Here is a 13,829-nt window from a genome sequence, read left to right on the forward strand (position 1 = left end):
TCCTACCAACAGCCACTTGGTCACAATCGGGATGATGGCGGCGATGGTGCCGGAGACCAGCAGAACTGGCCACGCCAACAGGGAAGTCCATGCCAGAGCCTCCGCCTGGGAGAGATCGGAGAACCAGAACTGCATGTAGATGATGGTCAACACCCAGATGGTCAGCAGGTCAAGCAGGTTGGAAAACATCTGCGGGATAATGCGGCAGCATTCCACAATGCCGCGCAGAATTCGGAGCTTGCGGGTTGGCTCATAGGTTGCCGTGGAATCACTATCCACCACACGACGCGGAATCTGGTGTGGATTTTGGCCCAACCAGGAAGAACCAGCATCAACCTGGCCCGGATTGGTTGACAGCACTGCAATTAGGGAATCATCTGGCACGTCTTGGTCTGGCCCGACAATGCCGGAGTTGCCCACAAAGCTGCGCTCACCAATAACGGTGGTTCCGATATGAACCCAGTGGGAGCTATGGCGGGTGGTAGATGCTGAGGAGTGGTCAGCCAGGAAGCTGTTGTCACGAATCCAGGTCAAGTGCGGAATGGTTTCAACAGTGGAGATTTCCACGTTCTTGCCAATTCGCGCGCCAAGCAGACGCAGCCACGCTGGAGTGAAACCAGAAGCATAGATCGGGTATGTAGAAATTAACGTGCGCTGCATGATGACGTGGGTAAGCCATACTGCTGCGGCGACAGCGCTGTGTGAAGAATAGAAGCCCGGGCGAGATCATTACAGACAACAAGCGGATGACCACTGCCACACCAGCAAGCCAGGTCGCGGCCATAAGGATAGTGAAGGCCGGAGATCCACAACAGCAGGCGTGGGAAGACTTCTTCATAAACCTCAATGGATGCTACCTGTGGGTAGACCAGCACGAAGCCAGGGCTCATGCTGACAATCTGCAAGAAACGCACGACCAACAAGCCACCGTTATACAACAGTCGTTCAATCAAGCCGTTGAGTGGCTTTTCCAATCCTGTAAGAGTACCCGCGCCAATTTCCTGTGGGGTACAACTTGGCCAGGATTCACCAGCAACGCCGCGTTTCGTGATAGGCGAGCCGCCCCAGGTTTCACCAGCGGGGATGGTGCCAGAAACAGTAGAGCCTGCCAAGACCTCAGCGGTGCGTTCAATATGGCTGTTTGGATTAATAAAGGTACGCATTCCCACGCGTGCCCGGTCATCAATGGTGACGGTGCCAATCAAGACAGTGTCACCATCAATCCAGTAACCCTGAACATCCACATCTTGTTCCACCACAGCGTGTTCACCAATGGTGGCCAAACCAGTAACCGACGGCTCAGAGGACACATTTGCGGTCTTTGCCACCTTGTTGCCAAACATGCGGTGAATCGTTGGCGCCATGGGCGAGCCATAGAGATTATCAATTTGCATGAAGGTCAACAGCCGTCCCGCTGCCCACATGCGCAGATGCGTCCAACTACCGCGCTTGTAAATACCCGGCTTCATACCGGCGGTTAGTAAACGTGCGCCACTGGCGGCAATGACTGCCTTGCCCGGTAGAGAGTAGAAGATAATCCAGCCAATCAGCAACGGCCAACCTGGAATACCTGGTACCCATCCGGCATCGAAAAGTGTGCCCAAACCCCAGACCGCAATCAACGCGCCTAGTACATAACGAATGGTGTTAATGAGATAGAGCAGGCACACGAATACGAACTGGAATACACCAGCCATCTTGGGAATCTTCGCCGACTCACTGCGGGTCTCCGAAGCAGAATCAAGGTGGACAGATATCTGGCCATGTCATTGAGCTTCGGATTGGCATAAAGCTCCGCAATTTCTGCCGATGGATAATCCTCACGGATACGTGCGGCAAGCTGTGCAATCGCAACAGAACTGCCGCCGATCTCGAAGAAGTTAAGAATCCGGCGTCAGCGGGACACTACCAATCTGCTCAATCCACAGCTGCGCCATTTCCTGCTGGGCATCAGTCAGACCCTCCAGTGCTTCTTCATCTGCACCTTCCAATGGCCACGGCAAAGCCTTACGGTCCACCTTGCCGGAAGTCTTCATCGGCATGGTGTCCAAAATGGTCAACTGCGGAACAATGCCATCCGGCAGGTTCTTCTTCATAATGGCGCGAACATCTGCCAAATCAATGGTGTCATCACCAGAGACATAGCCAACCAGAATGCTGTTGCCACCCTGGGTCTTTTGCACAGCTGCCGCCGCAGCATGCACACCGGGTGCTGAGTTGAGGTACTCATCTACCTCGCCCAGCTCCAGACGGCGACCACCAATCTTGACCTGGTCATCCGCACGGCCCTCAAAGATAAGACCCTTTTTATCCGCAACCACCAAGTCACCAGTACGGTAAGCACGGTCTAAGCCAAGGGATTCCAAAGGCGCGTACTTCTCTGCGTCCTTTTCCGGATCAAGGTAGCGTCCCAAGCCCACACCCGCGATGATCAGCTGGCCGGTCTCACCCCACTTCACCGGCTGCTCATTCTCATCAACAACAGCAAGCAACCAGCCTGGGATTGGGCGGCCAATACGGATGGGGGCAGAACCATCCATCAACTCGGCGGAACCAATAACCGTAGCTTCAGTAGGGCCATAGGTGTTCCACACTTCGCGCCCTGGCCTTTGCAGGCGTGCAGCCAGCGCCGGTGGGCATGCCTCACCGCCAAAGATCAGCAAACGCACGGCATTAAGAGAATTCACATCCCACATGGCAGCAAGCGTTGGAACAGTGGACACGGCAGTAATGCGCTGGTCCACAATCCAACGTCCCAGCACGTCACCGGAACGCACGGTATCACGGGATGCCGCAACCAAGGTTGCGCCGCCTGCCCATGCCAGCCACATCTCTTCACAAGATGCGTCAAAAGCAACGGACAAGCCGGCCATCACACGATCATTTGGGCGTAGTGGGTTATCGGCCAAATAGGTCAAGCGCTCTGAATCAACCAGCGCCGCCGCACTGCGGTGGCTAATGGCCACGCCCTTAGGCTTGCCGGTGGAACCGGAAGTAAAGATTATCCAAGCCTCATTATCCAAAGACAAAGGCGCCTTGTTGGACTCTTCAAATTCAGGGATATGACGTGGATGAGTAATGGACAAGTCCTTGCCAAAGACCGCATCCACATTGGCTTCTTCCCACACGGTATCCGCGCGGGTATCCAGTTCATCCCAATCGACTGGGACATAAGCGGCACCCGCATAAATGGTGGCCAAAATAGCCACGTAAAGGTCCGTGGTTCCTGAAGGAACACGAATACCCACACGCGAGCCAGTGCCAACGCCATGCTCTTGCAGGCGTTCAACCTGAGCATTTAGTACGTCAAGTAGCTCGCCATAAGTAATGATTCCGTTTTCAGCCTCAATGGCAGCAATGTCTGGATGGGCATTAATAGTGGCTGTAAGGATATCTACGAGCGTGCGTTCCTCGGGTGCCGGTTCGAGCCCAAAAATTGCCCTTTCCGCGTGATCAGAGATCGCGAAGTTAGGCACGTGTGACTCGCCAGAATTAGTTGACATGACACTCCTAAAGATATATTTAAATTCGTCAGAATTTGACTATACCTGGGTCTGCTGCACGATCAGGTGACAGTGGTTAGTCACGCAGCCTGATCGGCTGGTGTGGTCATGATTGTCTCGAACTCGATCGGGGTCAAGCGGCCTAGGCGGTCCTGTCTGCGGCGTCGGTGGTAGGTCCTCTCGATCCAGGTAACGATGGCGATCCGGAGCTCTTCTCGGCTGGCCCATGCGCGGCGGTCGAGGACGTTCTTCTGCAGGAGTGCGAAGAAGCTCTCCATGGCTGCGTTGTCCCCGCACGCACCGACGCGGCCCATGGATCCGGTCATGTCGTGAATGCCCAGAGCGCGCACGAATTTCCGGCTACGGAACTGAGACCCGCGGTCGGTGTGGACCACGCAGCCGGCCACGTCGCCGCGGCGGGCGACCGCGTTGTTGAGGGCAGCCACGGCTAGGCGGGACTTCATCCGCGAATCGATCGAGTACCCCACGATCCGGTTGGAGTAGACATCCTTGAACGCACAGAGGTAGAGCTTGCCCTCATTGGTCCAGTGCTCGGTGATATCGCCGATCCACAATTCGTTCGCGCCATCGGCCTTGAACTCGTGCCGGGTTCTGCCCTCCTCATCGGTGACGGCGCAGAGGTCATCGTGGACCGGTGGGCCGGGCTTCTTACCGTTCTTGCCGCGTTTCTTCCCGAACACCGACCACCAGCGGTTGTCTGAGCAGATCCGCCACGCAGTGCGCGCTGCCATCGGTTGACCGAGATCGCGGGCCTCATCCACCAAATAGCGGTAGCCGAACTCGGGATCATCCCGGTGGGCGTCGAACAAGGCATTGGCACGGTAAGCCTCATTCAGCTCTGCATCGGTGATCGGGTCCGCCAGCCACCGGTAGTAGGGCTGGCGAGCAAGATTGAGCACCCGACACGTCACCGTGACGGGGACACCGTCCACGGCCAACTCACGAACGAGCGGGTACATCATTTTCCCGGCAGATTGGCCTGCGAGAGATACGCCGCGGCACGGCGGAGGACCTCGTTCTCCTGCTCCAAGAGACGGATCCTCTTCCTGGCGTCGCGCAGTTCAGCCGACTGAACCTGAGTCGAGCCCAACACTTCACCGTCCTCGAGGTCAGCCTTCTTCAGCCACGAGTACAGGGTAGTGAAGTGGACCCCGAAGTCCTTGGCGATCTGGGAGAGCTCGACACCGGGCTCACGATTCCGTGCGACACGGACAACGTCATCGCGGAACTCTTTGGGATAGGGCTTGGTCACGGTGTACATCCTTCCAGCCCAACCATCTGATTAGGCTGCTCGGTTGTCACCTGATCGTGCAGCAGACCCAAACGTTATTCTGATAGAAGGTTTTAACGTTATTAATTCATAATCGCAAGGTATTTTTTAATAAAAAGATGTTTTGAGCAGTAGGAACGTGTCGCGCGATCAGAGACTATTATGTGCTGATACAGTGCGGGAAAAGAACTGAAAAATGGCGAATGCCCACCAGCTGGACACTGATGGGCATTCCTTGTTTCGCTTAGCACCTAGCTACCAACTAAGTGTTAAGCGCTTTACACCGGTACGTCAATTGCCGGGGAAAGCATGGCTATGAGTCTAGTCAATAACACCGTGCCTGGCACAACCAGACACACCCAGAGCACTGATCTTTACGGTGGCCTGGATGATACCCCGGCCAGTGGTCTCGACCGAGAGGCCCTGCTTGCCCACCTGGGCCGCAAGGTGCTGCACGGCAGCCGGGGCCGTGATTTCGCTGCTGCGTATCTCACCACCAAACACGGCACCCGAGCACCCAGAATGTACCGGGTGGACTCTGACGCCCTAGGTAAATGGGCTCTTCACGATTTAGAGTGCGTTGATCCTGGCCTGCAGCTGCCCAGAGTGAATCAGGGACCGCAAGATGTAGTGGTCGAGGTTCCGGAAACCCAGGGCGATGCCGCGTAGGTGCTCGAGCCGGCCGTTGATCGCCTCGACCGGACCGTTGGACGCCCCGATATCGAAGTACGCCAGGACATCCTCACGCCGACGCCACAATGTCCGACCCAGTTGCGCGAGCTCTTCCAGCCCCTTCGGTAGGCCCTTACGAATGCTGTTGATCACCCTGCTCATGAGCTTCTTGCCCTCCGACTTCTGCGGATGCCCGTAAGCCGCAATCATGTCCTGGTAGAACATCCAGGTGACCTCGAGTGCCACGTACTCATCGTCGGTGGCCCACAGCAGGTCGAGGCGTTGTTTCTGCCGCTCGGTGAGGTAGTTCGTCCTGGTCAACAGCGTGCGACGGTGCTTGTACAACGGATCGTCCTTGCGCCCACGCCGCCCGGAGGTCTCCCGTTGGAGCCGCTGCCGGCAGTGGGTGAGTTTGTCGGCTGCCAGATGCACCACGTGGAAGGGGTCCATGACCTTCCTCGCCTGCGGCAACACCTCATCGACTGCGGTGGCGTAACCGGTGAAGCCGTCCATGGTCACCACCTGCACCTGCTCCCGGAAGCCAGGGTCGCGTTCCTGCAGCCAGGTGCGCAGCACCTGTGCACTGCGGCCGGGGCGCATGTCCAGCAGTCGGGCAGGGCCACGGCCGTCGACCAGGGGTGTGAGGTCGACGAGGATGGTCACCAGACTGGATGGCTGACCTGGCTTTCGGGTGTGCTTCCAGACATGCTCATCCACCCCGAGGATGCGCACCCCGTCCAGATGGGGCCCGACCCCCGGAAAGTAGACACGGGGGATGTGATCAGGAAGCAGATCTCAGCGTAACAGGACATTGCTCTTCAAACACTGCTGGAGCGAGATACCCGCACCAGGAATGCCGACGCGTGGTGTTGTAGCGGGTACACCAGCGGAAAACATCTCGCCGGCACTGCAACTGATTGGCAAACGTCTTCGCGTCCTGGAGGACCTCACGCTTCAACGCGGCGTTGAAGGACTCCGCCAGGGCATTATCAGCGCTGCTGCCGATCGCGCCCATCGACTGCCGGATCCCCAGCGTTCTGCACGTCTCCTGGAACGCATGGGAAGTGTAGACACTGCCATGGTCCGAGTGAAAAATTGCGTCGTCGAGACTTCCGCGCTGACCCTTGGCCATCACCAGGGCGTCCTGGACCAGGGAAGTACGCATGTGATCGGCGATCGCGAAGCCGGCCAGCCGGCGGGAGAAACAGTCGATGACGGTGGCGAGGTACATATTCGACCCGTCCGCGATCGGCAGGTACGTGATATCGCCGACGTAGACCTGGTTTGGTGCCGGGGCGGTGAATTTCCTCCCCACCAGGTCCGGAAACACCGGCTTCCTCCCATCCGAGACAGTCGTGGTGACCTTGCGCTTCTTCGAGTAGCCAACCAGCTGCAACGAGCGCATGATCCGGGCGACTTTCTTGTGATTGACCGGGCTGCCGGGCGAGTCGTCGTTGAGTTGCGCCGTGATGCGTTTGGAGCCGTAGCAGCCGCGTTCTGCGGCGAACACGGCCTTGACCCGTGCGCCGAGGATCGCGTCGCTGAGCAGGCGTTGTGTCCTGGCGGAGGAGGTGTTTCTCCATTTGTAGTACGAGGACCGGTTGAGTTTCAGAACCTCACATAACCGCTTGACCGAATGGCTGTTCTTGGCGTCGTCAACGAACTGGAAGCGGATCACCAGGTCGTCTCTTCCGCAAAATATTTCGCGGCCTTGCGCAGAATATCGCGTTCCTCCCGGAGTCTGCGTACTTCTCGTTCCAGCTGGCGGATGCGTTCCGCTTCGGTCACCACGGTCGGTGTGTCAGAGCTGGAGGAAGAATCCGAGCTGCTGGTGCGGGCTCCGGTGCCGTATTTGCGGACCCAGATCTGGAGGGTGTTGCGGTTGACGCCGAGTTCGGCGGCGAGGGCGTTGATCGATACGCCGGGGGAATTCTCGTAGAGGGCGACCGCGTCGCGGCGGAACTCCTCGGTGTAGGTCTTGATCGGCATGGTGGCAGGTTACCTTTCCTCCCCGGCAGAAAGCCGGGTTGTCGGGTGTCTACCAAACAGGGGTCAGGTCCATGCGGAGAGTCGTCGTAGACAAGCTTGCGGCAGGCCTCGAGGGCGACCTGGTTGACCAGCTCCCAACCCACGCCGAGTGCTTTCGCGGTGGCAGACACGCTCATCCGGTCTATCGCCAGGCGCTGGAGGATCCAGCGGGTCACCCGGTGGGTGAGTTTCGCTCCGTCATCGGCGCAGCTGAGTGTGGCCTGGAAGATCTTCCTGCCACAGAAGGCATTCGTACAGGTGAAGCGGGGCACGCGGACGTGCAGACGGGTCGGGAACCCGACCACCGGCAGATCGACGAGACGGCGAAGGACGTGGTCGCGAAGCTTCCCGGGTCGGGAACATTCAGGACAGGCGTTGCTCACGGCCACCGGCGTGGCGTCAATGACGGTGATGTTTCCGGCGTCGGCGGCACCCTCACCATCATCGACGCCGCACCTGTGACCGTGGCTGGCCTCTGCCCCGAGTGCGGAAATCCCGGAAAGCTACGGGACCACATCGTCCGGACCCTGGTCGACCTTCCCGTCGTGGGGTTCCCCACCCGCCTTCATGTCCGTGTCCCGAGGTCACCTGCAGCTATTCAGCCTGCGGCAGGAAGATCTTCCAGGCCTCCCTGACGTGTGCCGATGATGGTGCGAAGCTGACCCACCGGGTCACCCGCTGGGTCCTCCAGCGCCTGGCGATAGACCGGATGAGTGTGTCTGCCACGGCGAAAGCACTCGGGGTGGGCTGGGAGCTGGTCAACCAGGTCGCCGTCGATGCCTGCCGCAAGCTTGTCTACGACAACCTCTCCCACCTGGAGGGGTGCGCATCCTCGGGGTCGACGAGCATGTGTGGAAGCACACCCGCCGCCCCGGCCAGCCGTCGTCGTTTGTGACGGTCCTGGTGGACCTCACAGCCCTGGTCGACGGCCGTGGCCCTGCCCGACTGCTGGACATGCGCCCGGGACGCAGTGCCGAGGTCCTGCGAACCTGGTTGCAGGAACGCAGCCCTGAGTTCAGGAGACAAGTGCAGGTAGTGACCATGGATGGCTTTGCCGGCTACGCCACCGCGGTGGACCAGGCGCTCCCTCAGGCGAGAAAGGTCATGGATCCCTTCCATGTCGTGCACCTGGCCGCGGACAAGCTCGACCTGCTGTCGGCAACGCCTGCAACGTGAAACCTCGGGGCGGCGTGGGCGTAAGGATGATCCATTATACAAGTACCGACGCACCCTGTTGACCAGGACGAACTACCTCACCGAGCGGCAGAACAGGCGGCTGGACCTGTTGTGGGCCACCGACGATGAGTACGTCGCACTCGAAGTCACCTGGATGTTCTACCAGGACCTGATCCAGGCGTACGGGCATCCGAAGAAATCGGACCTGACCCCTGTTTGGTAGACACCCGACAACCCGGCTTTCTGCCGGGGAGGAAAGGTAACCTGCCACCATGCCGATCAAGACCTACACCGAGGAGTTCCGCCGCGACGCGGTCGCCCTCTACGAGAATTCCCCCGGCGTATCGATCAACGCCCTCGCCGCCGAACTCGGCGTCAACCGCAACACCCTCCAGATCTGGGTCCGCAAATACGGCACCGGAGCCCGCACCAGCAGCTCGGATTCTTCCTCCAGCTCTGACACACCGACCGTGGTGACCGAAGCGGAACGCATCCGCCAGCTGGAACGAGAAGTACGCAGACTCCGGGAGGAACGCGATATTCTGCGCAAGGCCGCGAAATATTTTGCGGAAGAGACGACCTGGTGATCCGCTTCCAGTTCGTTGACGACGCCAAGAACAGCCATTCGGTCAAGCGGTTATGTGAGGTTCTGAAACTCAACCGGTCCTCGTACTACAAATGGAGAAACACCTCCTCCGCCAGGACACAACGCCTGCTCAGCGACGCGATCCTCGGCGCACGGGTCAAGGCCGTGTTCGCCGCAGAACGCGGCTGCTACGGCTCCAAACGCATCACGGCGCAACTCAACGACGACTCGCCCGGCAGCCCGGTCAATCACAAGAAAGTCGCCCGGATCATGCGCTCGTTGCAGCTGGTTGGCTACTCGAAGAAGCGCAAGGTCACCACGACTGTCTCGGATGGGAGGAAGCCGGTGTTTCCGGACCTGGTGGGGAGGAAATTCACCGCCCCGGCACCAAACCAGGTCTACGTCGGCGATATCACGTACCTGCCGATCGCGGACGGGTCGAATATGTACCTCGCCACCGTCATCGACTGTTTCTCCCGCCGGCTGGCCGGCTTCGCGATCGCCGATCACATGCGTACTTCCCTGGTCCAGGACGCCCTGGTGATGGCCAAGGGTCAGCGCGGAAGTCTCGACGACGCAATTTTTCACTCGGACCATGGCAGTGTCTACACTTCCCATGCGTTCCAGGAGACGTGCAGAACGCTGGGGATCCGGCAGTCGATGGGCGCGATCGGCAGCAGCGCTGATAATGCCCTGGCGGAGTCCTTCAACGCCGCGTTGAAGCGTGAGGTCCTCCAGGACGCGAAGACGTTTGCCAATCAGTTGCAGTGCCGGCGAGATGTTTTCCGCTGGTGTACCCGCTACAACACCACGCGTCGGCATTCCTGGTGCGGGTATCTCGCTCCAGCAGTGTTTGAAGAGCAATGTCCTGTTACGCTGAGATCTGCTTCCTGATCACATCCCCCGTGTCTACTTTCCGGGGGTCGGGCCCATCGGAGGGCAAGAAGCTCAAGAGCAGGGTGATCAACAGCATTCGTAAGGGCCTACCCGAAGGTCTGGAAGAGCTTGCCCAGCTGGGACGGACCTTGTGGCGCCGGCGTGAGGATGTCCTGGCGTACTTCGACATCGGTGCATCCAACGGCCCGGTCGAAGCCATCAACGGACGGCTTGAGCACCTACGCGGCATCGCACTCGGGTTCCGGAACCTCGACCACTACATCTTGCGGTCACTGATCCACTCCGGCCAGCTGCAGGCCAGGATCAACGCACTCTAAATCGTGAAGAGCCCGTTTACTCGACGTCGTCGTTTTCACCCGGCGTTTCCTGGTGAAACCAAAAAGGCCCATCTGTCGCATCAGCCGGGCGGTGCGCTTGTGATTGAGACGGCCGCCCTTGCCCCGGTCGTTGACGGGATCGGAGTTGATCGCCGCAGTCACTCGTTTCGCGCCGTAGCAGCCGTTCTCGGCGTTGAAGGTGGTCTTGATCTGCGCTCCCAGCACCGCGTCATCGACGAGGCTTTGCCGGCGGGCAGGGGCAGCTGATTTCCAGGCGTAGTACGAGGACCGATTGATTTTCAGGACCTGACATAACCGCTTGACCTCGTAGAGGTCTCGATGGTCGTCAACGAACCGGAAGCGGTTCAACAGTTCGTCTCTTCCGCGAAATACTTGGCCGCCTTACGAAGGATTTCTCGTTCCTCGCGGAGTTTGGCGTTTTCGCGTTCCAGTACGCGGATGCGCTCGGCGTCCGACAGTCCTGAGGCAGCGGTGGCGGAGTCCGACGCGGCGATGGGGCTGGCGACTTTCTCGCCGTTGGCGTTGGTTTTGGTGCCGGTGCCGAAGGCATCGAGCCAGCTGCGCAGCGAGTTGCGGTTGACCCCGAGATCGGAGGCGATCGCGTTGATCGTTGCTCCGGGAGTCGACTCGTACAAAGAGACTGCGTCACGCTTGAACTGCTCGGTGTAGGTCTTGCGTGGCATGGTGGAAAGGTACCTCACTTCCCCAGCGACATGCTGGTTTCAGCGTGTCCACCACCAGGGGGTCAGGTCCGTGGCCTTCGCTGAACTCAGTCGAGCGGTAGGAATGCATCCCAAGCCAACGATGGTCGTCCGGACTGCATCTGGCCCTCTGCTGGTTGAGGATCCGTGGAAGGACATAGCCAAATGAGCAATGCATGGTTGTTTGGAGGGCAAGGAGGTCAGCAACCTGGAATGTTCGCACGCTGGAAACATTTAACACCGGTTACGCACAACATCAATCGAGCCTCACAGTTACTCGATGAGGACGGCTGGGCTTGGGATACGCCGGAAGCTCTGCGAGGAACACGCGCCGTTCAATTGTCGTTGCTGGTGCTACAGACTGGCGTTGCTCAAGAGCTGCATGCAAAAGGAGTGGAACCTGACTTTGCCGCTGGTCACTCCCTAGGAGCTTGGAGCGCTGCAGTTGCTGCAGGGGTGCTTCGGTTCGACGATGCCGTCCGTATGGTGGATATCCGTTCCAGTGGCATGGCTGCGGCGGCGCCAGCAGGGTACGGAATGATCGCGGTGACCGGTCTCAACGAGGCCGTTCTACTCCGGATTGTTGATAAAGTACGGGAATCTGGTGGTGAGGCGTGGTTGTCTAATCTCAATTCGCCCCTCCAGATTACGGTCTTAGGATCTGATGAGTCCCTCGCCTTGGTCAGCCAGTATGCGCAGGATTCTGGCGCACAGAAAGTGGCCCGCCTCAAAGTCGCCGTGCCCGCTCACAGTCCTATGATGGCCGCTACCCGGGCCCGTCTTGCAGAGGAGATGGGAGAGATCCAGACTAATCCACCCAGATTTCCTCTCGTGGCTAATGCCACCGGCCGGCTGGCAAGAACCGCACGGCAGGTCGTAGAAGATCTCATCATTTCGACCGATCAGCCGGTGCGGTGGGGGCGTGGTGTCGATGCTCTCTCCGAGCGGGGAATTACGCAATGGGTCCAACTTCCCCCAGGGAACCAACTGGTCGGGTTGCTTCCTCCGAGTGAAGGTGAAGTCACTGCTTGGTGCATCGACAATGTCGGCATCGAGGGCGGATTCAATCGGTGGTCGCAACACCAGGTTCTTGGGCCGATGGTAGCTGCTCTGTGAATACCTCGGCTGGGGTTTTCCAGTTGAGCACTTTCCTCGGCCGGTTATTTAACGTGTACGCGACCGCGGCGAGATCGTCAGCACCCCATCTCGACAGGTCGGTGCCCTTGGGGAAGTACTGTCGCAGCAGCCCATTGGTGTTTTCGTTCGTGGGCCGCTGCCAAGGCGAGTGCGGATCAGCGAAAAACACCGTGGTGCCGGTCTCGAACGCGAATCTGGCATGCTCTGCCAACTCCTTGCCTCGATCCCAGGTCAACGTCTTACGCAGTTGCTGCGGTAGATCCGTGATTGCTCGGGTGAGCGCATCAGCCATCGCGGTCGCGCCGTGGCCGGCCAAGGCCGGCCCGTTTTTCACTCGCGGCTGCTGCCCGTAGCCTGCAAGTCGTGGCAGGTGCACCAGCAGCACAGAGCGGCTCTTGCGCTCGACGAGCGTTCCGATCGCGGACTGGTGTGTGCCGATGATCAGATCCCCCTCCCAATGTCCAGGCACCGCGCGGTCCGCCGCTTCGGCGGGACGCTCGGAGATGACGACATCGTCTGTGACATGGCCTTGTGGCTTGTTCCGTGAACGCCGTCGTGGTTTCCGCAGCGCTCGACCAGTGCGTAGACACGTGACGAGCTCGCGCTTGAGTGCGCCGCGCCCCTGGATGAACAGCGACTGGTAAATCGCTTCGTGGCTGATCCTCATGGCACCATCATCAGGGAAATCAACTTTCAGCCGGTGCGAGATTTGTTCCGGGCTCCAACCCGTGACCCATTGACGGTCCTCTCGGTGTGGCTTGTTTCGTCCCTTCCAGCGCGGTGCATCGGGCCCCTGAACTACCGTCCCGTCCGGCAGACTGACGCTGCCCTCAAGGCGTTGTTGCACATAGTCACGCAGCGCGGTGTTGGTCACCAGTTTCGCTTGTTTGGGCCGCTTGGCCGCAGACTCGGCCTTCCACTGCGCAACGGAAGCCCGGTACTCCACTTCCCCGGCACGGGTCGCGGCGTTTCGCCGCAGTTCCCGGGAGACTGTCCCGGGATCGCGTCCGAGTCGTCGGGCGATCTCACGGACGCCGACATTTTGAACGTGTAACAGCGCGATCTCTTCACGCTCAGCAAAGCAGAGATAACGGCCAGCAGCTGGAGCAAGATCTAGTGGAGGCATACCTCCAGCATGGCGAAACCACCGCGTACCCACCGGTGCTGACACACCAACAGCAACCGCGGCATCCTCGCTCGTAAGCCCATCAGCGATCTGTACCCAGAATGCCCGCTCGACCTCCCGTCGCGGGGGCGGGCGCCCCGGAGAGCGCATCGGTTGTCGCACCGCTCGATCCGCATCCGCCTGACGACGTAGCATCACACACCTCCATGTCATCGAGGTGTTGCGACGACCAGTTGAATCCGCCGAGGATACGTTGATCAAAGTGGGGAGATGACGGCCTTATTTCCGGGGCGCCAGCGGCCTCAAGGGGTTCATCTGATGTCGAATTTCCCAACCCAGGCCTCTGTGCTCAGATTTCTGCGACATCTGGGAGA

5 protein-coding genes and 6 pseudogenes are annotated in these 13,829 nt (G+C 59.4%); 4 read left to right on the forward strand and 7 right to left on the reverse strand.

What is annotated here, in order from left to right; all coding sequences use genetic code 11:
- Positions 1–57 precede the first annotated feature (57 nt).
- The 5 genes and pseudogenes from QP029_RS14280 to QP029_RS06965 all read right to left on the reverse strand — a co-directional run.
- A pseudogene (locus QP029_RS14280) lies at positions 58–3,503 on the reverse strand (non-ribosomal peptide synthetase); the annotation flags it as partial.
- Between the two features lie 80 nt (positions 3,504–3,583).
- A protein-coding gene (locus QP029_RS06950) for an IS3 family transposase (protein ID WP_432418662.1) occupies positions 3,584–4,776 on the reverse strand; the annotation gives its coding sequence in 2 pieces (ribosomal slippage) (positions 3,584–4,489 and positions 4,492–4,776; 1,191 coding nt in all).
- Between the two features lie 588 nt (positions 4,777–5,364).
- Positions 5,365–6,210 (reverse strand): annotated as a pseudogene (locus tag QP029_RS06955) (ISL3 family transposase); the annotation flags it as partial.
- A 37-nt stretch (positions 6,211–6,247) separates the two neighbouring features.
- Positions 6,248–7,455 (reverse strand): IS3 family transposase gene (locus tag QP029_RS06960; protein WP_284874951.1). Its coding sequence is split into 2 segments (ribosomal slippage): positions 6,248–7,155 and positions 7,155–7,455, totalling 1,209 coding nucleotides; the frame shifts between segments, so codons are not numbered across the junction.
- A gap of 71 nt (positions 7,456–7,526) precedes the next feature.
- A pseudogene (locus QP029_RS06965) lies at positions 7,527–7,928 on the reverse strand (transposase family protein); the annotation flags it as partial.
- On the opposite strand from QP029_RS06965, the pseudogene QP029_RS06970 reads away from it, so the two are divergent.
- The 3 genes and pseudogenes from QP029_RS06970 to QP029_RS06980 all read left to right on the forward strand — a co-directional run.
- Positions 7,923–8,872 (forward strand): annotated as a pseudogene (locus QP029_RS06970) (ISL3 family transposase); the annotation flags it as partial. The pseudogenes QP029_RS06965 and QP029_RS06970 sit on opposite strands and share 6 nt — an antisense overlap.
- A gap of 70 nt (positions 8,873–8,942) precedes the next feature.
- Positions 8,943–10,150, forward strand: a protein-coding gene (locus QP029_RS06975; RefSeq protein WP_284874951.1) for an IS3 family transposase whose coding sequence is annotated in 2 segments (ribosomal slippage) — positions 8,943–9,243 and positions 9,243–10,150 — 1,209 coding nt in all. Because the reading frame shifts where the segments join, the coding sequence is not laid out codon by codon here.
- Positions 10,151–10,242: 92 nt separating this feature from the next.
- Positions 10,243–10,470 (forward strand): annotated as a pseudogene (locus tag QP029_RS06980) (transposase); the annotation flags it as partial.
- Positions 10,471–10,485: 15 nt separating this feature from the next.
- Here QP029_RS06980 and QP029_RS06985 read toward each other — a convergent pair.
- Positions 10,486–11,174 (reverse strand): annotated as a pseudogene (locus QP029_RS06985) (transposase); the annotation flags it as partial.
- 183 nt (positions 11,175–11,357) lie between these two features.
- On the opposite strand from QP029_RS06985, the gene QP029_RS06990 reads away from it, so the two are divergent.
- Entirely contained in the window at positions 11,358–12,308 is a 951-nt protein-coding gene (locus tag QP029_RS06990; RefSeq protein WP_284876067.1) for an ACP S-malonyltransferase, read from the forward strand.
- Here QP029_RS06990 and QP029_RS06995 read toward each other — a convergent pair.
- Positions 12,256–13,650 carry an IS30 family transposase gene (locus QP029_RS06995; protein WP_284873803.1) on the reverse strand — a complete coding sequence of 465 codons (1,395 nt, stop codon included), beginning with the start codon at positions 13,648–13,650 and terminating at the stop codon, positions 12,256–12,258. The genes QP029_RS06990 and QP029_RS06995 overlap by 53 nt on opposite strands.
- Positions 13,651–13,829: the final 179 nt, after the last annotated feature.

The sequence above is a fragment of the Corynebacterium suedekumii genome (assembly GCF_030252185.1).
Lineage (GTDB): Bacteria > Actinomycetota > Actinomycetes > Mycobacteriales > Mycobacteriaceae > Corynebacterium > Corynebacterium suedekumii.

Coding starts and splice junctions, on each gene's coding strand:
- QP029_RS06995 (WP_284873803.1), bottom strand. CDS start 13,650: ATGCTACGTCGTCAGGCGGATGCGGATCGAGCGGTGCGACAACCGATG.
- QP029_RS06990 (WP_284876067.1), top strand. CDS start 11,358: ATGAGCAATGCATGGTTGTTTGGAGGGCAAGGAGGTCAGCAACCTGGA.